This is a genomic window from Rugamonas fusca, from assembly GCF_014042365.1.
GTDB classification, from domain to species: domain Bacteria; phylum Pseudomonadota; class Gammaproteobacteria; order Burkholderiales; family Burkholderiaceae_D; genus Rugamonas; species Rugamonas fusca.
Window position 1 is genome coordinate 58,037 of record NZ_JACEZS010000012.1, and the last position, 22,028, is coordinate 80,064.

General features: G+C 68.8%; 17 protein-coding genes. 10 read left to right on the forward strand and 7 right to left on the reverse strand.

The genetic code is table 11. The annotated features are described in order from the left end of the window. Positions 1-126 precede the first annotated feature (126 nt). Positions 127-2,463, forward strand: a complete 2,337-nt coding sequence (locus tag H3H36_RS14930) for a penicillin-binding protein 1A (protein WP_229219926.1) — start codon at positions 127-129, stop codon at positions 2,461-2,463. Positions 2,464-2,527: 64 nt separating this feature from the next. On the opposite strand, the gene H3H36_RS14935 is transcribed toward H3H36_RS14930, so the two are convergent. Further along, positions 2,528-3,184, reverse strand: coding sequence for a TetR/AcrR family transcriptional regulator (locus H3H36_RS14935; RefSeq protein WP_182218886.1), 657 nt, complete (start codon positions 3,182-3,184; stop codon positions 2,528-2,530). Positions 3,185-3,487: 303 nt separating this feature from the next. Here H3H36_RS14935 and H3H36_RS14940 point away from each other — a divergent pair, with 303 nt between their 5' ends. The 6 genes from H3H36_RS14940 to H3H36_RS14965 all read left to right on the forward strand — a co-directional run bounded on the left by H3H36_RS14940 (position 3,488) and on the right by H3H36_RS14965 (position 9,865). Beyond that, positions 3,488-4,402 carry a lipase family alpha/beta hydrolase gene (locus tag H3H36_RS14940; protein WP_182218887.1) on the forward strand — a complete coding sequence of 305 codons (915 nt, stop codon included), beginning with the start codon at positions 3,488-3,490 and terminating at the stop codon, positions 4,400-4,402. A gap of 10 nt (positions 4,403-4,412) precedes the next feature. Continuing rightward, positions 4,413-5,339, forward strand: a complete 927-nt coding sequence (locus tag H3H36_RS14945; protein WP_182218888.1) for a lipase secretion chaperone — start codon at positions 4,413-4,415, stop codon at positions 5,337-5,339. A 131-nt stretch (positions 5,340-5,470) separates the two neighbouring features. Further along, entirely contained in the window at positions 5,471-6,172 is a 702-nt protein-coding gene (locus tag H3H36_RS14950; protein ID WP_182218889.1) for a hypothetical protein, read from the forward strand. Then, a complete protein-coding gene (locus H3H36_RS14955) occupies positions 6,169-8,175 on the forward strand; it encodes an MFS transporter (protein WP_182218890.1) in 2,007 nt (668 codons plus the stop codon). The genes H3H36_RS14950 and H3H36_RS14955 overlap by 4 nt, the downstream gene beginning before the upstream one ends. Beyond that, positions 8,172-9,206, forward strand: a complete 1,035-nt coding sequence (locus H3H36_RS14960) for an ABC transporter substrate-binding protein (RefSeq protein ID WP_182218891.1) — start codon at positions 8,172-8,174, stop codon at positions 9,204-9,206. Before H3H36_RS14955 ends, H3H36_RS14960 begins: the two co-directional genes overlap by 4 nt. Beyond that, complete coding sequence (locus H3H36_RS14965; RefSeq protein WP_182218892.1) at positions 9,203-9,865, forward strand: hypothetical protein; 663 nt, start codon at positions 9,203-9,205, stop codon at positions 9,863-9,865. Before H3H36_RS14960 ends, H3H36_RS14965 begins: the two co-directional genes overlap by 4 nt. A gap of 28 nt (positions 9,866-9,893) precedes the next feature. Here the strand turns inward: H3H36_RS14965 and H3H36_RS14970 are convergent, their stop codons facing one another. Then, on the reverse strand, positions 9,894-12,605 hold the full coding sequence (locus tag H3H36_RS14970) for a serine/threonine protein kinase (protein WP_182218893.1): 2,712 nt from the start codon (positions 12,603-12,605) through the stop codon (positions 9,894-9,896). A gap of 121 nt (positions 12,606-12,726) precedes the next feature. Here H3H36_RS14970 and H3H36_RS14975 point away from each other — a divergent pair, with 121 nt between their 5' ends. Then, positions 12,727-13,599, forward strand: a complete 873-nt coding sequence (locus H3H36_RS14975) for a PP2C family protein-serine/threonine phosphatase (RefSeq protein WP_220459746.1) — start codon at positions 12,727-12,729, stop codon at positions 13,597-13,599. On the opposite strand, the gene tagF is transcribed toward H3H36_RS14975, so the two are convergent. Genes tagF through H3H36_RS15000 form a run of 5 tightly spaced genes read right to left on the reverse strand, consistent with a single transcriptional unit; the run spans position 13,583 to position 19,703 of the window. Next, positions 13,583-14,305 (reverse strand): type VI secretion system-associated protein TagF, encoded by a 723-nt coding sequence (tagF, locus tag H3H36_RS14980; RefSeq protein ID WP_182218895.1) that lies wholly within the window; start codon positions 14,303-14,305, stop codon positions 13,583-13,585. The genes H3H36_RS14975 and tagF overlap by 17 nt on opposite strands. Positions 14,306-14,317: 12 nt before the next feature. Beyond that, the gene (gene tssK / locus H3H36_RS14985) at positions 14,318-15,649 is read right to left on the reverse strand and encodes a type VI secretion system baseplate subunit TssK (protein ID WP_182218896.1); all 1,332 of its coding nucleotides are present in this window, start codon (positions 15,647-15,649) and stop codon (positions 14,318-14,320) included. A 32-nt stretch (positions 15,650-15,681) separates the two neighbouring features. Next, the gene (tagH, locus tag H3H36_RS14990) at positions 15,682-17,289 is read right to left on the reverse strand and encodes a type VI secretion system-associated FHA domain protein TagH (RefSeq protein WP_182218897.1); all 1,608 of its coding nucleotides are present in this window, start codon (positions 17,287-17,289) and stop codon (positions 15,682-15,684) included. A 28-nt stretch (positions 17,290-17,317) separates the two neighbouring features. Then, positions 17,318-19,264: a type VI secretion system Vgr family protein gene (locus H3H36_RS14995; protein WP_182218898.1), complete on the reverse strand. Its 1,947-nt coding sequence runs from the start codon at positions 19,262-19,264 to the stop codon at positions 17,318-17,320. Between the two features lie 49 nt (positions 19,265-19,313). Then, positions 19,314-19,703, reverse strand: coding sequence for a DUF4280 domain-containing protein (locus H3H36_RS15000; RefSeq protein WP_182218899.1), 390 nt, complete (start codon positions 19,701-19,703; stop codon positions 19,314-19,316). Positions 19,704-19,870: 167 nt separating this feature from the next. Here H3H36_RS15000 and H3H36_RS15005 point away from each other — a divergent pair, with 167 nt between their 5' ends. After that, on the forward strand, positions 19,871-21,346 hold the full coding sequence (locus H3H36_RS15005) for a type VI secretion system contractile sheath domain-containing protein (protein ID WP_182218900.1): 1,476 nt from the start codon (positions 19,871-19,873) through the stop codon (positions 21,344-21,346). 72 nt (positions 21,347-21,418) lie between these two features. Continuing rightward, positions 21,419-22,006, forward strand: a complete 588-nt coding sequence (locus H3H36_RS15010; protein ID WP_182218901.1) for a DUF4337 domain-containing protein — start codon at positions 21,419-21,421, stop codon at positions 22,004-22,006. The last annotated feature ends 22 nt before the right edge of the window (positions 22,007-22,028 follow it).

A 22,028-nucleotide genomic window follows, 5' to 3' on the forward strand; every position in this document is an offset into this window, starting at 1 on the left:
TTATCGCCGCCGCCATGGCGGCCCTTGAACCATTATAAGTACATCCCGCGCGCCACCACCAGTATCACGGTGCGGCGGGGCGATTGGTCTATAATTCCCCCACTTCGCAACCACGAGAATTCCGTCTTGAGTGCTTCCCTGCCCGCCGCATCCTCCCTGTTCAAGCGCCGCAACGTCGTGCGCGGCCTGATCGCCATCGTACTGGCCGGCCTGATCGCCGCCGGCCTGCTGGTAGCCTACCTGTTGCTGGTCATCGCGCCCAACCTGCCGTCGCTGGACACGATCACGGACTACCGTCCCAAGATCCCGCTGCGCATCTACACGGCCGACAAGGTGCTGATCGGCGAATTCGGCGAGGAACACCGCGACTTCATCCCCATCAAGGACATGCCGGAGATGATGAAGAAGGCCATCCTGGCCGTCGAGGATGCGCGCTTCTACGAGCACGGCGGCATCGACTGGCTGCGCGTGCCGGGCGCGATCCGCTCCAACCTGGGCGGCGGCTTCCGCCAGGGCGGCTCCACCATCACCATGCAGGTGGCCCGCAACTTCTTCCTCACGCGCGACAAGGTCATCGCCCGCAAGCTCAACGAAGTCATGCTGGCCTATAAGATCGAGGCGGCACTCAGCAAGGACCAGATCCTGGAGCTGTACATGAACCAGATCTACCTGGGCCAGCGCTCGTTCGGCTTTGGCAGCGCGGCCCAGGTCTACTACGGCAAGCCGCTGAAGGACCTGAGCATCGGCGAGATGGCCATGCTGGCCGGCCTGCCCAAGAACCCGGCCCACCACAACCCGGCCGTCAATCCCAAGCGCGCCAGGCAGCGCCAGCACGTGGTACTCAAGCGCATGCGTGAACTGGACTACATCACGGAAGAGCAGTACCAGAAAGCCCTGCACGAACCGCTGCGCGTGAACAACCGCGGCCAGGAGTTCGACACCCACGCCGAATACGTGGCCGAACTGGCGCGCCAGGTGGTGTACGCCAAGTTCAAGGATGAGGCGTACAACAAGGGCATCAGCGTCTATACGACCATCCTCAAGGCCGACCAGGACGCGGCCTACGAGTCCGTGCGCCGCAACGTGCTGGCCTACGACCAGCGCCACGGCTACCGTGGTCCGGAAGCGTACATCGAGCTGCCAGCCGGCGACGAGGAACGCGACGACGCCATCGAGGAAGCGCTGCAGAAGCGCCCCGGCAGCGACCGCCTGATCCCGGCCGTGGTGCTCGATGCGGGCCCGAAGAACGTGAAGGTGCAGGACCCGTTCGGCCAGGAGATCACCATCACCGGCGACGGCCTGCGCCTGGCCGCGCCCGCGCTGGCCGCCGGCGCCAGGGACGGCTTCAGGCTGCGCCCCGGCGCCATAGTGCGCATCATGCGCGGCGAGAAGAACGCCTGGGTCATCACCCAGGTACCGCAGGTGGCGGCCGCCTTCGTGTCGATCGACGCCGTCACGGGCGCCTACCACGCGCTGGTGGGCGGCTTCGACTACAACCTGCAGAAGTTCAACCACGTGACGCAGGCGTGGCGCCAGCCCGGCTCCTCGATCAAGCCCTTCATCTACTCGGCGGCGCTGGAAAAAGGCTTCTCGCCAGCCACCATCATCAACGACGTGCCGATCGAGCTGACGGGCGCCGAGACGGGCAACGAGACCTGGCGTCCCGGCAATGACGACGGCGTGTACGACGGCCCGATTACCATGCGCACGGCGCTGGCCAAGTCCAAGAACGTCGCTTCGGTGCGGATCCTGCGCAACATCACGGTCCCCTACGCGCACGACTACCTGGGCAAGTTCGGCTTCGACCTGGGCCGCCAGCCCAAGAACCTGACGCTGGCGCTGGGCACGGGCGCCGTCACGCCGCTACAACTGGCCGGCGCCTACGCCGTGTTCGCCAACGGCGGCTACCAGATCGAGCCCTATCTGATCTCGCGCATCGTGGATGGCAACGGCGCCGTGATCTCGGAAACCAAGCCGCCCGCCAGCCTGCAGGAAAATGCCCGCGTGATCGACGTGCGCAATGCCTTCGTCACCGACTCCATGCTGCGCGAAGTAACGCGCACCGGCACCGGCGCCGCGGCGGCCAGGCTGGGCCGCCCCGACATCGCCGGCAAGACCGGCACCACCAGCGACGCCATGGACGGCTGGTTCTCCGGCTACGGCGGCGGCATCGTGGCCGTGTCGTGGATGGGCTACGACGATCCCAAGTCGCTGGGCGGACGCGAATTCGGCGCCACGGTGGCCATGCCGATCTGGATGGACTACATGCGCGTGGCCCTGCAACAGCGCCCGCCGCAGGAGCGCGCCGTGCCGGCCGGCCTGACCCAGGTCGATGGCGAATGGCTGTACGATGAATTCATGGGCGACGCGGCCGTCCACTCGCTCGACATGGGCGACGCGGCGCCGGCACTGGACGCGCCCGCGGCCAACCAGGCCCCGGCCGAGAAACCGGCGATCAACTAGGCGGGCGTCCTGCGGGCGGCCCTGCAGGTGGCCGCCCATACACGGGAACCGGAGCGCGATCAGCTCACGCCGTGCGCGCCGCCGCCAGGTGGCTGCGCACGAAGCGCACCGTGCTTTCCGCGAACTGGTCGGGCGTGACCCTGGCGGCGCGGTACTTCCAGCGCTTGACGTACCAGTCCTGGAACATGGCCATGCAATGGGCCGCCAGCAGCGGCGCGGCGCCCTCCGGGCGTGGTTGCACGCGGTCGACCAGGCCCGTGATCAGCGCCTGCACATACAGCTCCGACTCCTTGGCCATGGCGCGCTGCTGGGGCGGCAGCGCGCGCGAGTCCATGAACACGAAATAAAACCACGGCTGCAGGATCTCGGACAGGAAAATGGAGGCGCGGATCAGCGCCTCGAGCCGGTCCAGCGGATCGTCCACGTGGGCGAACATGCGCGGCACTTCCTGGGTGGCGTGGCGCACCACGTCCTCGATCATTTCGGCCAGCTGGTCCTTGCCGCTGATGTAGCCGTACAAGCCACCCATCGACAAGCCCGTCTCGCGGCACAGGTCGCGCAAGTTCATGGCCCGGAACCCGACCTCGTTGGCCAGGCGGAAGGTGGCGTTGAAGATTTTTTCCAGGTTCTCCAGCGCCGGCTTGCGGCGCTTGACGCCGATGCGGTCGGCGTAACGGTCGAGCAGGAAGGCCCAGATATTGGCGCCATCGAGCGGCGTCATGCGCTGGAATTGCTGAAAAGTGAAGTGGACAGGCAAGGTCACCCCAAAGATTGATTTCGGGAACGATTATAACGCAGGAAAACAACTGTCCCGGCCGATTTTCCAATTTCGGGGCCTGAATTCGACCATCCCGGAAAGATTAATCTAACAACAATGTTACAGTCCAAAAACCGAGCGAGCGCTCGTTTTATTTTCACCGGAGAGTGGAAAGGAACGCGGGCCGCCGGGGCACGACGGCCGCCGCCCTGGCGCGTCGTGCGCGGCATGACGGCCGTCCCTACTCGATAACTTTACGGAGACAACATGAAACATCGCTTCTGGAAGACCCTGTCACTCTTGCTGATCGCGCTCACGGCGCTGCCCGCCCCCTCGTGGGCCACCGGCTACACCCAGACCAAATACCCCATCGTGCTGGTGCACGGCCTGTTAGGCTTCGACAGCCTGGGGCCGGTCGATTACTTCTACGGCATCGCGTCCGCCCTGCAAAGCGGCGGCGCCAAGGTCTACGTCACCACCGTGTCGGCCGCCAACAGCACGGAAGTGCGCGGCGAACAGTTGCTGACCCAGGTCCAGCAAATCCTGGCCGCCACCGGCGCCGCCAAGGTCAACCTGATCGGCCATAGCCACGGCGGCCCCACCTCCCGCTACGTGGCCTCCGTGCGGCCCGACCTGGTCGCTTCCGTCAGCAGCGTCGGCGGCGTGAACAAGGGGTCGGCCGTGGCCGACGTGCTGATCGGCGCCGTGCCCGACGTCACCTACACGGTGGCCAACGCTGTCGCCGGCCTGATCTCCTTCCTGTCCGGCAGCCCCACCCTGCCGCAGGATTCCGTGGCCGCCGCCCAGTCGCTCAGCACGGCCGGCACGGCCGCCTTCAACAGCCGGCATCCGGAAGGCGTGCCCACCACGGCCTGCGGCGAAGGCGACTACCAGGTCAACGGCGTGTACTACTTCTCGTGGAGCGGCGCCCAGCCCTACACCAACTTCTTCGACATCAGCGACCCCGTGCTGGCGCTCACCTCGCTGGCATTCAACGGCGCCAAGAACGATGGCCTGGTCAGCAGCTGCTCGAGCCACCTGGGCCACGTGATCCGCGACGACTACGCCATGAACCACCTGGACGAGGTGAACCAGATGATCGGCATCACCAACCTGTTCGAAACGAGCCCCGTCACCATCTTCCGCCAGCAGGCCAACCGCCTGCAAGGCCTGGGCCTGTAAGGGAGCGGCCATGAACGCACGCGCAAAACTGTTGCGGGCCGGCGCGCTGGCGCTGGCCGCCGGCGCCCTGTACTTCTCGCTGCACCAGCCGGAAGCGCCGGCGCAAGCGGCCAATTCCGACCCCAACTACTTCGCGTTCGTGCGTTCCATGGATGGCACCGCGCCCGATGGCGCGGTGCGCCAGGACAGCGCCGACAAGCTGGTGGTCGACGCCGAGCTGGCGCACCTGTTCGATTACTACCTGGCGGGCCTGGGCGAGCGTTCGCTCGACGCCATCCGCACCGAGATCGGGCGCGAGCTCGACCGGCGCCTGAAACCGGCGGCGGCCGCCGCAGCGCGCCGCCTGCTGGACCAATACCTCGACTACAAGCGCGCCCTGGTGGACGTGGAAAAGAGCTTGCCCAAGCCGGCCAGCCTGACCGATGGCGCGCGCGCCCGGCTGGCAGCCATGCAGCAGCTGCGCCACCGCTATTTCAGCCAGGACGAGATCGATGGCCTGTTCGGCGCCAGCGACACCTACGACACGGACGCCATCGCCCGCATGGAAATCAACGCCGACAGCACGCTGACCCCGGCCCAGCGCCAGCAAAAGCTGGCCGCGCTGGACGCCAGGCTGCCCGCCGCCCTGCGCGAGGAGCGCGAGGCGCCCACCCGCGTGCTGCGGCTGGAGGACGAGGTGCAGCAACGCCGCGCGCAAGGGGCGGGCGACAACGAGATCTACCAGCTGCGCGCGGCCACGCTGTCGCCGGCGGCGGCCGACCGGCTGGCGGAGCTGGACCGCGAGCAGGCTGATTGGCAGCACCGCATCGCCGCCTACCAGCAGCAGCGCCGCCAGTTGCTGGCGCGTGCCGCGCCGCCCAGCGCGGCCGAACTGCAGCAACTGCGCGACGCCGGCTTCACGCCGCTGGAGCAAAAGCGGCTGCCCGCCTACGAATAACCAGCCCATTTTTTGCGGCGCCTCAAGCTTGATGCGGCTGGCCGGCCACACCGGCCCCGCGCCGCGCCGCGCCTCGGAATTTCAATGCTACAATTCTTGCATATCGAACATCTTCCGGGTGCGGCATGGCGATGTCACGGCTCAGCGTCACCATCAGCGCGCCCATCATCCTGATCGGCGCGCTGGCCCTCGGCCTGAACGCCTATCTCAGCGTCGGCAAGCTCGATCGCACCCTCAGTGAGCTGGAGCAGTCGCGCCTGCACCTGATCCTCGACGACCTGCGCGACAGCCTGGAAACGGGCCTGGACCTGGGCCTGCCCTTGAAGGGTCTGGGCAACGCGCAGGCCGCCATCGATCGGGAAGCGCGCCAGGACGGCGCCATCGTCGGCATCCGCGTGCTGGACGCCCAGGGCGCCCCCGTGTTCAGCACAGGCGACTCCGCGCACGGCCTCGCGCTGCGCGCGCCCCTGTCCAGCAACCTGGGCGTGGCCATGGGCGCCATCGAACTGCGCTACGCGCGCCAGGCGCAGGACTTGTCGATCGCCGCCTACGCCAGCCAGCTGACGCGGGCCGCCGCATGGATCGCCGCCGCCGGCGCGCTGCTGGCGCTGGCCGCGATCCGGCTCTGGATGCGCCGCATCACCCGCACCATGGACAGCATCGCCTCCACGCTCGACCATCGGCCACCGCCGCCCCACCCCGATACGGAGGCGGCCGCGCTGGCTGGCCGCGCCCGTGAACGGGCCGACGCCGCGCTGCGGGAACTGGAACAGGCCAGGCGCGCGCTCGGCAATCCCGGCGACGCCCGCGGCCCGGCCGGAGAGCGCACATGACGCCGGACCAGCGCCTGACGGCGCGCCCGGTGCGCCAGTTGTTCGCGTTCGCGCTGGCGCTGCTGCTGGCCACCCAGCTGGCCCTGTCGTATTACGCCTGGAGCCGGGCCGAGGAACGCCTGCTGCCGGAACTTGGCAACAAGGCCCACACGGCCGCCCTGTCGCTGGCGGCCAGGCTGGAACGGGCGCTGGGCTACGGCATCCCGCTGCCCCGGCTGGTGGGCGTGCCCGAGTACTTCGCCGACGTGCTCCGGCAAAATCCCGACCTGGCCTACGTGCGCGTGAGCGGCACCGATGGCGCCCCCCTGTTTGGCAGCGGCGACGACGGCGGCCCGCCATCGGGCTACCTGGACCAGCCGCTGCCCCTGCGGCTGCATGGCGCCATCGTCGGCCAGCTGCACGTGGGCGTACACCGCGACTACCTGGCCGCGCGCGTGCGCGAACTGCGCTACGACGTCGGCATCGTGCTGCTGGCCAGCCTGCTGATCGCCTTCGAAGTGCTGTGGTTCGTCGTCACCCTCAATTTCACGGCACCCATGCGCCAGATCGCGGCCATGATGACGCGGCTGGCCGCCGGCGACTTCCGCCGCGCCCACCTGCGTGAAGGCAGCGAGCCGCTGGCCGTGCGCCTGGGCGCGATCGCTGCCGCCGTCAACCACGGCTACGAGAAGCTGGCGGCGCTTGCCTCCAGCGCCCGGCAAAGCCACGCCAGCGCCGCCTTGCTGGGCCAACTGCAGCGCGAGTACGCATTTGGCGATGCCGGCGCCGATGCCGACCTGACGCAGCAGCGCCTGGTGCTGGTGCGCGCCCTCAGCTTCCTGTTCATGTTCGCGGAAATGCTGTCGCGCCCCTTCCTGCCCGTATATGCGGCCGCGCTACCCATGCCGGGCCTGGCCCTGTCCGAGGGCCTGCGCGCCAGCCTGCCCGTGACGGCCTTCCTGCTGGCCGTGGCGCTGAGCATGCCCGCCGCCGGCCACTGGTCCGACCGCGTGGGGCGGCGCACCAGCTACATGGCTGGCGCCGTGCTGGTGATCGCGGGGCTGGCCGCCACCGCCCTGGTGCCGCACTATTGGGTGCTGCTGGCCGCGCGCGCCGTCACCGGCCTGGGCTACGCCCTCATGTTCATGGCTTGCCAGGGCTATGTCTTCGACAGCACCGACGGCGCCAACCGGGGCCGGGGCATGGCGCTGTTCGTGGGCGCCATCATGGTGGCCGAGATCTGCGCCCCGGCCGTGGGCGGGATCCTGGCCGACCGCCTTGGCTACCGGCCCGTGTTCGCCCTGGGCGCCGGGACAGGACTGCTGGCCGCCTGCATCGCCGGCGCGGTGCTGGACAACCGCAGCGCCACGCCCGGCGCCGGTCCGCCGGCACCGCTGCACAAGCTGGTGCCCAGGCTGCTGCATAACCGGCGCTTCGTCGCGCTGACCGTCTTGTCCGGGATACCGGCCAAGTTCCTCTACTCCGGCTTCCTGATCTTCCTGGTCCCCTTGTTGTTGCATGGCCTGGGCGCGTCCAAGTCCGACATCGGCCGCTACACCATGCTGTACGGCTTGAGCTGCCTGCTGCTGGCGCCCCTGTTCGCCCACCTGGCCGACCGCTACAACGCCTACGCCGCCATGGTGGCCGGCGGCGGCCTGCTGACGGCGCTGGCCATGCTGCCCGTGCTGCGCGGCGCCAGCCCGCCGCTGGTCTTGCTGGCTATCGCGGGGCTGGGCCTGGGCCAGGCCATGAGCATCTCGGCCCAACTGGTGCTGGTGGCGCGCGCCACCCGCGACGAAACGCTCGATACCGGCAGCGGCCCCGTGATGGGCGTGTTCCGGCTGATCGAGCGCCTGGGCGCGGCCGCCGGCCCCATCGTCACGGGCGCACTGGTGGCGCGCCACGGCGCCGCCGGCGCCATGCTGATCCTGGGTGCGGCGGGTCTGGTGACGTCGCTGCTGTTCACGGCCACGCTGTGGCCACACCGGCGCCGGCATGCGCGCGGCGCGGTAGGCCAGCCATGAACGGCGCCCGTCCGCCCGCCCCGCAGGCACAGGGCCGGCGCGCCGTGCTGGGTGCCGCCTGCGCCGCCGGCGCCTGGCTGGCCACGCCGGCCCTGCGCGCGGCCACGCGCCCCTACCGCATCTACATGATGCTGTACCGCGGCCAGAGCGCCGTCGAACAAGGCTTCCGCGACTACTTCGCCGTCAACGGCATCGCCGTGGAGATGGTCATGCGCGACGTGGCGCAGGATATCGGCAAGGTACCGCAACTGGTGGCCGAAGCGCGCGCCCTGCAGGCGGACCTGATCTACACCTGGGGCACGCCCGTCACCCTGGCCGTGGCCGGACGGGCTGGCGCCGTTGATCCGGCCGTCCACGTGACGGATATCCCGGTCGTGTTCACCATGGTCGCCTCGCCGCTGGGCTCGGGGCTGGTCACCTCGCTGGCCTCGTCGGGCCGCAACGTGACGGGCGCCTGCCATGTGGTGCCGCTGGCACAGCAACTGAGCGCCATCCGCGCCTACCGCCGCTTCGACCGGATCGCCATCATCTACAACCCGGCCGAGCCGAACTCCGTGCAGAACGTGGCCGAGTGGCGCGCCCTGGCCGCGGCCCATCAATTGCGGCTGGTGGAAAAGCCCGTGCCCCTGGACGCCAAGGGGCAGCCCGATGCGGCCGCCCTGCCCGGCCTGGTGGCCAGCCTGGCCAGCGCGGCCACGCAGTTGCTCTACATCGGCCCGGACAGCTTCCTGGCCGCCAACCGGCAAGCCCTGACGGCGGCCGCGCTGGCGCAGCGCCTGCCCACGTTCGCCGCCACGGAAGTCTACCTGCGCGACGGCAAAGCCCTGTTCGGGCTGGTGTCAGGCTACGACACCGTGGGACGGCTGACGGCCCACAAGGCGGCCCAGATCCTCGTCCACCGCATGGCGCCGGCCGCCATCCCCATCGAAACGCTGGCCCGTTTTTCCTACCTGGTCAACATGGCGGCGGCGGACCAGCTGCGCTTGTACCCACCGCTCAAGGTGATCAACTACGCGGAGCTGCTGCGATGAACGAGGACAGCCCGTTCCGCTGGCGCCCCTTGCGCCCGGACGAAGCCCACATGGCCTGGGCACTGCACGCGCAGGTGTACGCCGCCACGCCGGCCGGCATGGTGCGGCCGGACCAGCCTGACCATTTCGAACAGCACATCGAGGCGCTGGGCCGGATCCTGGGCTGCTTCATGGGCGACCAACTGGTGGCCTATGGCGTGCTGGGCCTCGACTCCGAGACGGTCGCGCACCTGGCAGGGCTGCTGGCGCTGGCGCCGGCCGACCGCCAGCGGGCCTGCGTGCTGGACGGCGCCGCCTCGCTGCCCCCGTGGCGCGGCCATAACCTGCACCGGGTGGCCATCGACGCGCGTGGCGCACTGGCGCAGTCACTGGGCCGCACGCTGATGCTGGCCACGGTGGCGCCGGAAAACATGCGCAGCCTGCGCGGCCTGCTGTTGCAAGGCTATGCCGTGCATGGCTACGCGACCGTCTACGGTGGCCTGCCGCGGCTGCTCATGGCGCGCGACCTGCTGCGCCCACCCAGGCAATGGCGCCTGGCGCGCCAGGTGCCGGCCCCCGATCACACCGGCCATCAACTGGCGCTGGCCGCCGGATTGCGCGGCTATGGCTGCCAGCAGGACGCCGCCAAGGCGTGGCACATCGAATATGGCGAGCCATAGGGACCACTCCCGGTGTCTGCCCCTGGCGCTACTGGCCGCGCCGCCGCCCCAGCCCGCCCCGCCGCTGCTCGCGCTCGCGCTGGCGCAGCACGTCGATCATCACGTTGAAGGTGCGGGCCAGCTGGCCGATCTCGTCGCCCGTGGTGACCTTGACCTGGACATTGGCGCGCTCATAATCGCCTTCCTTGAGCGCGTTGGCCGCATCCGTCAGGCGCCGGACCGGCCGCACGATGCCGCGCGCGAACCATAACGCCAGCAGCAGGAACACCAGGCCCACCACGCCCACGCTGTAGAGCACATTGTCGAACAGTTGCCGCAGCGGCGCCTCGAAGCGCTGGCGCGATTCCGTCACGGCCACCACCCAGTCATGGCCGGCCACGGGGGCGAAGCCGGCATACTCGTCCACGTCCGTCAGCGTGGAGTGGTAGCGGATGCTGCCCGGCGCGCGCGCGCCGACCATGGCCCGCGCCAGCGTCGGCATGTCCAGGCTCTCGATGCGCTGGCGCCGGAAGCGCTGGTCGGCCACGATGCGCGCCAGCGCCTCGCGCGGCAGCGGCATCAGGCTGCGGTACAACATGCGTTCATCGGGATACTGGACCAGCACGCCATCGCCGTCGATCATCAGCGGTTGCCGCGAACCGTGGGCGCGCACCTGGTTCAGGATCGCCGTGATCGTCGAACCCTTGATGCGCAAGACCACCACCCCGATCACGGCGTGGCGGGCGTCGAACACGGGATAAGCGTAGTACACACCGGGCTTGCCTTCCGTGGACCCGACGATCACGCCCGTCATGAACGGATGGCCGCCCATGGCCTGCTGGAAGTACTGGCGGAACTTGAAATTGAGCCCCGCCACGCCCGGCTCGCTCGACACCAGCGCATCGCCTTGCGCATTCATGAGAAACATCAGGTGCACGTCGGGATTGGATCGGACCACGCTGAGCAGCCGCGCATGGACGGCCTCGCGGCCTGCCGTGCCGGGCGCACGCAAGTAATTGATGAACACCGGATCGGCCGCCAGGTAGGCAGCCAGGTGGCGGCTGTCCCCCAGCAGCTGCGCCACCCGCCCGGCCGTGCTCCGGGCCAGGCTTTCCAGGTTGCGCAGTTCGCTGGCCGACACGGTGGCCACGCTGGCGCGCAGGTTGTAATAGGCCGTGATGGTCATCGGCAGCAGCGCCGCCAGCACCAGGGCCAGCGTCAGCTTCACGCCCAGCGGCCAGGAGGCGGGCCGCCACATGGCCCGGCCCAGGCGGCGCACGCCCTTGGACAGCCGCCGTTGCGCCTCCAGTTCGCCCACCCGCAGCGCATCCTGCAAGCCCAGGCTGCCGGCATGGGCCGCGAACAGGCCGTGGGCGAAGTCGGCCACCGTTTGCGGGCGCTGCGCGGGATCGAGCATCAGCGCCTGGTCGATCGCCTGCAGGAACGCCTCGCTGTAGCGGCCGGCCGCGGCCTCGCGCGCCGGCACGTGTTGCGCCACGCCGTGCTGGCGCTCGGGCGCGGGCGCGGGCTTGGCGCCGGTGACCATCCAGTACAGCGTGGCGCCCAGCGCGTAGATGTCGGTCCATGGCCCCTGCGGCCCGCCCGCGTATTGTTCCGGCGGCGCATAGCCGGGCGTGACCACGTCGGCCATGGCCTGCGCGCCGCCGGCCGTTTGCCGGGCGGCGCCAAAGTCGAGCAGCACCAGGCTGCCATCGTCCTTGCGCACGTAGATGTTGTCCGGCTTGATGTCGCGGTGCAGATAGCCCGATTCGTGCACCAGCGCCAGCCCGTCGAGCAGCGGATGCAGCAGCGACAGCAACTGCGCCTCCGGCATCGCCTTGCGCTTTTCCCACCACTGCTTGAGCGGCTTGCCGCGCTCATACTCCAGCACCATGTAGGCGGTGCGGTGGGCCTCGAAAAAGCGGGCCACGCGCACGATGTTCGGATGGCGGAAGGTGGCAAGCGTGCGCGCCTCGACCAGGAAGCTTTCCAGTCCACTCAGGTAAAAATCATTGTCCTCGGCCCAGCGCGGCGACACGGAATGGTCCGACGCCCGGGTCGCGTAATCGCCCGGCAGGTACTCCTTGATCGCCACCTTCGCGTTCAGGTTGACGTCCGTGGCAAGGTAGGTGATGCCAAAGCCACCCTGCCCCAGCACGGCATCGATGCGGTATTCGAACAGCTGGAAGCCGGGACTGAGCGCCAGCGGCAGTTCCTCGCCGGGAGCGGCGCGGGCCGGGGGCGGTGCGGCCGGCAGCACGCTGCGTGGCGGCGCGCTCGGCGCGGCAGGCGAAGCGGGCCCTGTGCCCGGACTGCCGGCGTTCGCGGCCAGGCGCAGCGCCGCCAGCGAGACGCTGGGGATCGCCGCCATCGGGCTGCCTGCGATGCGCGTCGCATCGTCGGCCGGCACCGGCATGGTGATGCGGGTGGCGTCATCGTCGGCCGCGGCGGGCGCGAGGCGGGTCGCATCCTCGTCGGCCGGCGCGGCCGGGGCCAGCAGCGTGGCGTCCTCATCGCGTTGCGCCGGCTGCCGGGCCGCAAGCTGGCCCATGCGCGCCTCCAGCGCCGCCAGCTGGCCTTGCGCGTTGCGGGCCGCGTCCGCGTGCACTGCGCGCAGCCGGCGTTCCAGCACCACCACCTGCTCCAGCGCGGCCACCCGCCGCGCCAGCCCGGCCTCGCGCGCCGCCGCGCCAGCCGCGGCGCCGGCGGCATCGCTGGCCTTGGCCTCATCTGGCTGGGGAAGATCGTCGCTGCGGTCCATGCGGCTCCACTTTTTTGGGGAATTTACATCGAACTAATGCGTGGCTCATGCTAGCATGGGATACTTCCCCACAGGCGGAAAGTCATCTTCGCGAAGTCGTTTTTTCTGGCCAGGAGACACCTTGGACAACTGGAAACAATTATCGCCATCCGTACCGCACCGGCTCGATTTCGGCGTGGCATTCGGCCTCACGGACATCGGCACCGTGCGCGAATCGAACCAGGACAATTTTCTCATCGCACCCGACCTGGGCCTGGTCATGGTGGCCGACGGCATGGGCGGCCACAACGGCGGCGAGATCGCCAGTGCCGACGCGCTCAACCTGGTCTACAACTTCGTGCGCGCCGCGCGCGACGCGCCGGCCACGCCGCCGGGCAGCGAGACGACGGTGCCGCTGTTCCGCGCCACGCCGTTCGATCCGGCCCTGGCCGACCCGGACGCCACCTGGTCCGACGCCGCCATGAAGGCCATGATCACCCTGCACGACGCGGTGGAATACGCCAACGACCGCATGTACCAGACCAACCTGGCCAACGACCGCGCCGATGGCAGCGGCATGGGCACCACGCTGACGGGCTTGTGGCAGCTGCCGCCCGACGGCCCCATGTTCGTGTTCCATGTGGGCGACAGCCGGCTATACCGCTATCGCCAGGGCCGCATGATGCAACTGACGCGCGACCAGACGCTGTACCAGCAGGCGCTGGACGCGGGTGCCCCCGCCCCGCTCCCGCCGCGCAACCTGCTGCTGCAAGCCTTGGGGCCGGGGCCGGAGCTGGTGCCGGAGCTGCAATCGCAAGTGATGATGCCCGGCGACGTCTACCTGTTGTGCAGCGATGGCCTGTACGGCGAATCGGCGCCGGGCCAGATCGAGACCATCCTGGCCAGCGCCACCGAGGACAACCTGGACGCCTGCTGTGCGGCGCTGGTGGAGATGGCCAAGCGCGACGGTTGCCGCGACAACATCACGGCCCTGCTGGTCAAGTGCACGGGCTGACGGCCGCCGGCCAGGCCCCGGCCAGCATGCCGCCGAACATTTCCGCCGTCGGCAAGCCGCGGCACATCAGCAACGACGGCGCCACCTCGGACGAACCCTCCGTCCACCACAGGCTATGGCCGCGCAGCGCGGCGGCCGTCACCTGCGGCCCCATGCCGGCCAGCGCTACGAACGACGGCAGCTCCACCCGCCAGTGCGCGGCGTCGGCCTGGCCCGCCAGCGGCGCGTCCGGCAACGGCGCCAGCGCCTGCACGGCGCGGTCGAAGCGCTCCAGCAGGAATCCCTCCTCCAGCGTGGACAAGGCCAGGGCTTCGGCCTGCGCGAACCAATCCTGTCCCGTGGCCAGCCAGTCCGGCAGCGCCGCCCCGCCGGGTGCGCCGGCCGCGATGGTCAGGGGGAAGTGGCGCCCGACCCGGTCCACGCTGGGCATCAGCACGCCGGCCCACGCATGCTCATCGCAGGCGCCCGGCGCCAGCGCGAAGCGCCACACGGGGCTGGTCAGGTAAACGTCGAGCCAGCGCGCGCCCAGCAGTTCGCGGCTCGCCTGCAAGCCCGCCTGCAACCACGCGTCCCATATGCCCACCAGGGCGGGCGGCAGCCGGCGCGACACGAAGTCGCCGTTCGACACCACCTTGCCGAAGAAACCGGCCGTGGTACTGAACAAGGCCGGTGGCTGGGGCGCGGCGGCGGCAGTCACATCGTCCATGGCCATGCCCCGTTATTTGCGGATCGCCCAGAACTCCATCTGCAATCCCGGAAAATCGCCCGCCACGTGCATGGCGAATCCGGCCGAGGTGGTGAGCTGTTGCCAGTATTCGCTGTTGCGGTCCAGTTCGAAATACGTGAAGCCCGCGTGGAACGGCAACTGGCGCGGCGCCACGGGCAGCGGCCGCAGGGCGATGCCGGGCAGCTGCAGGTTGACCAGGTCGCGGATCTTCTCGACGGAACCGATCTTGACCTGGCGCGGGAAGGTGGAACGGATGGTCTCGGGCGGCACCTGCGCGTTCACCACCAGCACAAAGGTGGACGACTTGACCAGCTCCGGGTCGCGCAGCACGGCCACGCGGATGCCGAACTGGCGCTCCTCGAGCGGGATGGGGACGGCGTGCGTATCGAGCACCATCGACAGCGCCTCGCGCAAATCGTCGATCACGGGCTGGAAGCTTTCGCGCAGCTGGTCGTGGCGATACACGGGATATTGCTGCGCGCGCTTGTTGACGGGGCTGAAGGTGGCCAGTTCGCCAGCCAGTTGCACGGCCTCGCGGAAAAACTCTTCCGGGTGTAGCCCCGTCATCGTGGCCAGGTGGCCGAACAGCGGTTCGCTGCGGTTGATCAGCTGCAGCAGCAGAAAGTCGGCGATTTCGGCCGCCCCGGCCGCCCCCGGTTGCGACAGGCGGTTGCCCAGCGCATCGCCGCGCTGGTGAAGCAGTCCCACCAGTTCGTCGGCGAAGGCGCCCAGCCGCGCCGCCACCCGCAAGTCCAGGCACGGCGGGCAGTATTCCGGGTCCAGCACGAGGCGGTTGTCGGGCCGCCGCTCGATCACGCGCGCCACCCCCAGGCAGGCGTAGGCGTTGGCCACTTCGGGCTCGAGCGCCAGCCGCAGGCGCAGCCGGCCCACCTGCATCAGCGCGCTGTTGTCGATGCCGTTGCTGTCCCACGCCTCGTGGTCCACGGTGCCGTAACGGGCGTAGTTGTCCGGCGCGGGGCTGTTGCCCGTCTCCGCGATGCCGGGCCGGCGCACCGGCAGCGCCAGCACCACCATCACGTTGCGGGCATCCTCGGGAATATCGAGCGGCAGCGGCAGGTCGTCGTCGGCCGGCAGCGAGAACGGCGTCCCGTCCGGCAGCACGGCGTGGCAGGACAGCAGCGCCAACTTGCCCAGCGCCAGCTGCTGCTCGTCGATGCGCAGCGAGGAAAAGCCCCACGCATAGGGCCGCAAGCGCCCCACGCGGGCCTCGAGCTGGGTTTGCAGGTAACGGTCGTGCTGTTGCAGGTGCTGCGGCTGCAGCAGCATCCCTTCGGACCAGATGACTTTACGATTCCATGACATGGTTTCTCGCTTCGGCAAAATGTTCAAGTGGTTCAGTGCTTGTGCTGCAGCCTTGCTATCTGTTCCTCATACGCGGCGGCGAACTTGTCGCCGAACAGGCGCTGGAAGTCGTCGTCCGCCTCGCGCGCGATGGCGCCGTACTGCTCCACCATGCGGTCCCACATGCGGGCCTTGCGACTGGCGCTCATCATCTTGTCCATCACCCCGCCCGGTTCCATGGCCGCCTCAATACGGGCCGGATCGAAGCGCGCCAGCACGCCCGCCAGCGCGGCCCGCATCCCCGCGATCACGGCCAGCTCGTGCGACTTGAGGTCATCGAAGGCGCTGGCCACGGCCTTCACGGGCGGCATGTAGCCACCCACGGAGCCGGTCAGCATCTGGGTGAGCGCCATCTCGGCGTCGGGGAAGAACTTGAGCGGGTTGTTGGCCTGGGCGCCCAGCACCGTCACTTCCAGCCGCGATTCGCGCTTGGTCATGGCGCGCGCCAGCAGCACGGCCATGGTGCCGGACATGGCTTCGCGCAGCATGGCGCCCACCAGTTCGGCCGTGTCGGCCGGTGCCCGCGATGGCGCGATGTCGGGCACGCCGAGGCCGCGCAGCAGCGCTTGCAGTACCTGCAGCTCCGCACCGTCCGGCGCGGCGGCCGGTGCGCTGCTGGCGGGCGGCCCAACGGGCGCCAAAGGCGCCGGCGGCACCACGGCCGCGGCGGCATATGGGACAGGGGCGACAGGGACGGCTGATGGAACAGCTGCGGCAGGCGGAACGGGTGCGACCGACGCGCCCACATGCACGTGCACGGCCACCGTTTCCTGCGACGGCACCTGGACCTGGACCGACACTGGAGCCGGCGCCGGCGTCATCGCGGGTACGGGAGCCGGCGCGTAAACCGTTTCCGCCTCCACTGCCACGCGGGGGGGCACGAAGGACGCTAACGGATCGAAATCGTCCGGAATCAGCGCGACGGGCGGCGCCGACGGCGCGTCCGCGGGGGCGGCAGACGGCGGCATCAGCACGCCCGGCATGGGCACGAACTGCGGCGCCACGTGATCCGGTTCCGAGCCCCGGAACGCCGATGCCGGCACGGTGATACCCTTGCCCCGCCCACCGTGCTGGATGTTCAGGCCAAGCGGATCGTCGGGCGACGGCGCCACGATGGGATCGAAGCTGCCCGTCGCCTCCAGTATCCGCGCGCCAGCCAGGGTATCGTGCCATTGCTCGTTTTCCATGCCCGATGCCGGCGCCGCGCCGGGCACGCCCGGCTGCGCCTGGAACGGCAAGGCGTCCGACGTCTCCGGCCGGAACACGGGAATGGCGGGCGGCGCCGCTTCATCCACCTCGGCCACCAGCACGTAGTCGCCGAGCAGCAGCACGTCCCCATGGCGCAGGCGCACGCTCTTGCCCAGTCCCACCGGCGCGTCGTTGACCCAGGTGGGATTGCTGCCCATGTCCGTCAGCACGAAATGGCCATCCACGTAATCGACCTTGCTGTGATTGCGCGAAATGTACTTGCCCGGATCGGGTAATTCCAGGTCGTTGCCGGCCGCGCGGCCTATGGTGCCGCCCAGGCGATCGAACGTGCGCGCCACGGGCAGCGCCGGTGCCTGTTTTTGGTAGGTTTGAACACGCAGGGTCAGTGGCATCGGCTTGATCGTCTTGCTCAGTAAATCCTCAGTTAATCTTCACCAGCGCGCCTTCGATGGTCATGATGGCGCCCGATTTTATCTGCATCATGGCGCCCGCCTTGATGGTGGTGTTGGCATCCGATTCGACCATGATCTCGGGCGACTTGACGGTGACCTTGGCCGGTTCGAGCTTGATGCTGCTGGCGCCCACCTTCAGTTCGATCGAGGTCGTGGCTTCAATCACGATGGTCTTGGAGACCGTCACCTTCTGATCGCCCGTGATCTTCTCGGTCTGGTTGCCCGTCACGTCCAGGCTCTGGTCACCCGTGATCTTGACGGTCTGGTTGCCGCCCACGTCCATGCTCTGGTCGTTCTTGATGGAGATGGTCTGGTCGCCCTTGTCGGCCTTCTCAAATCCCACCTTGAGCGTGTCGTTGTTCTTGACCACGCGGTTGAAATCCTTCTCGGCCTGGATGAAGATCTCCTCCGCGTCCTTCTTGTCCTCGAAGCGGATCTCGTTGAAACCGCCGCCGCCCTTGGTGGTATTGCTCTTGATGGTGGACCTGGTCTGCCCGGCCGGCAACTCGTAGGGTGGCATGGCGTCGCTGTTGTAGACGCAGCCTGTCACCAGTGGCCGGTCCGGGTCGCCCTCGAGGAAGCTGACGATCACCTCCATGCCTATGCGCGGCAGGAACATCGCACCCCAATTCTTGCCGGCCCAGCCTTGCGCCACCCGTACCCAGCACGAGCTGTTCTCGTCCTCCTTGCCGTCGCGGTCCCAGTGGAACTGCAGCTTGACGCGCCCATACTTGTCGGTCCAGATCTCCTCGCCCGCCTTGCCCACCACCATGGCCGTCTGCGGCCCCCGCACCACGGGCTTGTCGTAATGCGGCGGCGCGCGGTAACTGTGCTCCTTGCCGATGGCCGTGAAATGGCACTGCATGTCGAACGGCGTGTCGCCGCCCGTGCTGTAGTCGTCGCCCACGATCTCATACCGGGCCGAGGTGACCAGGTAATCGCGATTCTGGTCGCTGCGCGGGTGTTCCTTGAGCGCGAACAGGCCGCCCGGGTACAGGCCGCGCGCGTTGGTATCGGCGACGATCTCCTCGCACTGCCCGTGCAGCGCCTCCATGCGCCCGCGCGCCAGCGCCGTGCCGTCGCCGGCCACCACGTAGCCGCCCGGGTAATCGTACATTTCATAGGCCTGCTGCGAGAACGCGGCCGCGATGGTGGACTTCACGCGCAGGCCGCCGCTGTTGCTGGAGGCGGCCTTCTCGAAATCGAAATCGTTGAGCACATAGCTGCTGGCCTGGATCACGCCGGCCGCCTCCCAGCCATACACGGCTTCCTGGTCGACGATGCGCCGCCCCGCCTCGCCCGAATACTCGACCGTGTCGTAGCCGGGAATCGTCGTGTGGGCGCCGTAGGAATCGGCCAGCACCATGGTGTGCTTGCTCTCCTCGTGCGAGAAGAAGAAATAGATGCCGGCCGTTTCCAGCAGCCGGCACACGAACTGGAAGTCCGTTTCGCGGTACTGCACGCAGTATGGCAGCGGGTTGTAGGTGCCGCTAAGCGAGCCGGCATCGAGTTCCACCAGGCCGCCGTAGGCCGCATCGCCGCACACGGCCTTGACGATGTCCACCACTGACTTGTCCTGGAAGATGCGGCAGTTCGACGCCCGCGTCAACAGCCACAGCCAGGGATGAACCACGGCCTCGTAGCGGCACAGCGAACCCTTCCAGCCGCAACTGGCGAAGCGCGTGACGACGCCGCCGAAGTGGCGCTTGCCGCCGTTGGGCAGGTCCAGGTGCACGCCCATCGGCTTGCCCAGCACGTCGGCGATCTTGAGGTCGGACCGGGTGCTCACCAGCTGCACCCGGTATTCGGACAGGCGGCCCAGCTGCTCGGTGCCGCTCATGCGGTCGAACAGCAGCACGTCGGCGCCCAGTTCAGTGCTCACATCCACTTCGCGGTTGGCTTGGGTGATCGGCATGGCGGCGTCTCAGGCTGGTGGGCGGGTTCGATGTCGGGTCGACATCAGCTCAGGGTATCATGGTCTTGGTGGTCCCGGGGGTGGTGAATGCGATCACGCCACCCCAGTTGCACATGCACTGGGAGACGTTGTCGAGCGCCGGCATATTGGCGATCAAGACGGTCGGCGCGCCGGGCACCCATGGCGCGGCCGTGGCGGGAATGCAAGGCATGGGCGTGAGCACGCCCAGCGCGGCGGCCGTGGCGGCGGCCACGGTGGGATTGGCCAGCGAACTGCACACGCCAAACGGCATGATGTTGACCATGGGGATATGGTCCATGATGTTGGCGGCCGGCGGGCCTTCGGCCAGCACCTTGTTCTTGGGCAACACCACCAGCGACGACGGCGCCGCCCCGAAGCTACAGGTCATCATCGCTCCCATCGACACTTGATTGGGCATCGCATCCTCCCCCTGGGTTGTGAGTGTTGCTGCACGTTAGCTGGTGTGGTCTATTATGACCGATAAAACTGCAAGAAAGGAAAGGTTTTAGGGTAAGCTGGCAATCGATGACCCGCCCGCGCGTGGCGCCCGCACGACGCAAGGACAACGTACTTGAGGAGGCTGACATGGCAGGATCGCTGATCTTCGAATTCCAGCTTGAATTGCCCGAGCACGACGCGCAACCGGCCACGCCGGGGCGCCCCATGCGCATGCTGGTGCTGGGCGAATTCTCCGGCCGCGCGCCCGGCACGCCCCTGGCGCGCCGCCCCATCCACCGCATCGACCTCGATAACTTCGACCAGGTGATGGCGCGCTGCGCGCCAGCCGTGGAGCTGACGTTGGCCGACGCGCCCAACACCGTGCGCTTCCAGTGCCTGGATGACTTCCATCCGGACCAGCTGTACCAGCAGGCCGACGCATTCCAGTCCTTGCGCAACGAGCGCCAGCGCCTCAACTGTCCCGCCAGTTTCGCGGCGGCCGCCGCCCGGATGCAGGCGCCGCCCGCCCCCACGGCCACGCCCACGCCCACACCGGCTGCGGCGGCCGGCGATGGCGGCGATTTCGCCAGCCTGCTGGGCGGCTCCGTGCGCCCGGCCGCCCGCAAGAGCGATATTGACGCCCTGGTCAAGGCGCTGGTGGGCACGGTGCCGGGCGCGGATGTGCGCCAGTCCAGCTACGTGGCCGCCGCCGACGCCGTGATCGGCGAGCGCATGCGCGAACTGCTGCACGCACCCGCGTTCCAGCGGCTGGAGGCGGCATGGCGCAGCGTCCACCTGCTGGTGACGGAGCTGGAGCAAGACGACGGGCTGCAGCTGTACCTGGTCGATATCGGCAAGGATGAACTGGCGGCCGACCTGCGGGCCGCCGGCGCCAACCTGCAGCAAAGCGGGCTCTATCAACTGCTGGTGGAACAGCCGCGCCAGTCGCCGGACGGCGCGCCCTGGTCCATTCTGGTCGGCGATTACCAGTTCGACGCCGGCGAGGACGACGTGCAGTCGCTGTCGGCGCTGGCCGCGCTGGCCAGCCAGGCCGGCGCGCCCCTGCTCACGGGCGCGCACGACAGCGTGCTGGGATGCGCCCAACTGGCGGCCACCCCCGATCCCGACGATTGGCCGGCGCCGCCCCCGGCGGCCGGCGAACGGTGGCAGGCGCTGCGCGCCAGTCCCCATGCCAGCTGGCTGGGACTGGTCCTGCCGCGCATGCTGCTGCGCCTGCCCTACGGCAAACTGACGGACCGCATCGAGCACTTCAATTTCGAGGAAGCGGACGGCCAGCTCGATCACGCGCACTACCTGTGGGGCAACGCCGCCTTCGGCCTGGCCCTGCTGCTGGGGCAAGCGTTCAACGACGACGGCTGGGACATGGAGCCTGGCGACCGGCTGGAACTGGACGACCTGCCTGCCCACACCTTCCGCCGCGACGGTGAAGCGCACATGCAGGCTTGCGCCGAGACGTGGCTGTCCGATCGCGCCGCCGACGCCGTGCTGGCACGCGGCCTGATGCCCTTGCGCAGCGTGCGTGGGCGCAACGCGGCCCGCTTCCAGCGCTGCCAGTCGCTGGCCCAGCCGCCGCAGCCGCTGTCCGGCCCCTGGCAAAGATAAGTTAAAAAAATCGGACCGCGCCGCACCACCGGACATGCTACCGTAGCCGCTTTTTGCGCAACCGGAATTCACATGGAACCATTGGACATCGTCGACACCCAGAATGACAAGCCGGCCGGCGGCAAGCTCAATGCCGCCGTCGCCATCACGGTGGCGCTGCTGGCCACCTTCATGGGTATCTGCAAGGTCAAGGACGACAACATCAACCAGGCCATGCAGCAAGCCCAGGCCAACCGGGTCGATCACTGGAACTACTACCAGGCCCGCAACCTGCGCGAGGAAATGGCGCGCGCCACGCTCACCCAGCTCAAGCTGGCCGCCGTGGGCCGCCCGGCCGCCGAACAGGCGGGCTACCAGGGCGCCATCAGCGAATACCAGGCGCTGGCGGCCGAACAGTTCAGGAAAAAGGCCGAGGCCAAGGCGGCGGCCGAGCAGGACCAGAAGGATTACGACGCCCTCAACTTCCGCGACGACCAGTTCGACCTGTCCGACACCCTGCTGGCCATCGCCATTTCGCTGCTGGCCATCACCGCCCTCACCCAGCAGCGCGGCCTGTATGTCGCCGCGCTGGTGCCCACCGCCTTTGGTGTGCTGATGGGCCTTGCCGGCCTGGCCGGCTGGCCCATCCACCCCAATGGCCTGATCGCCTTGCTGTCCTAGCCACCCACTTCCAGGAGCCCGC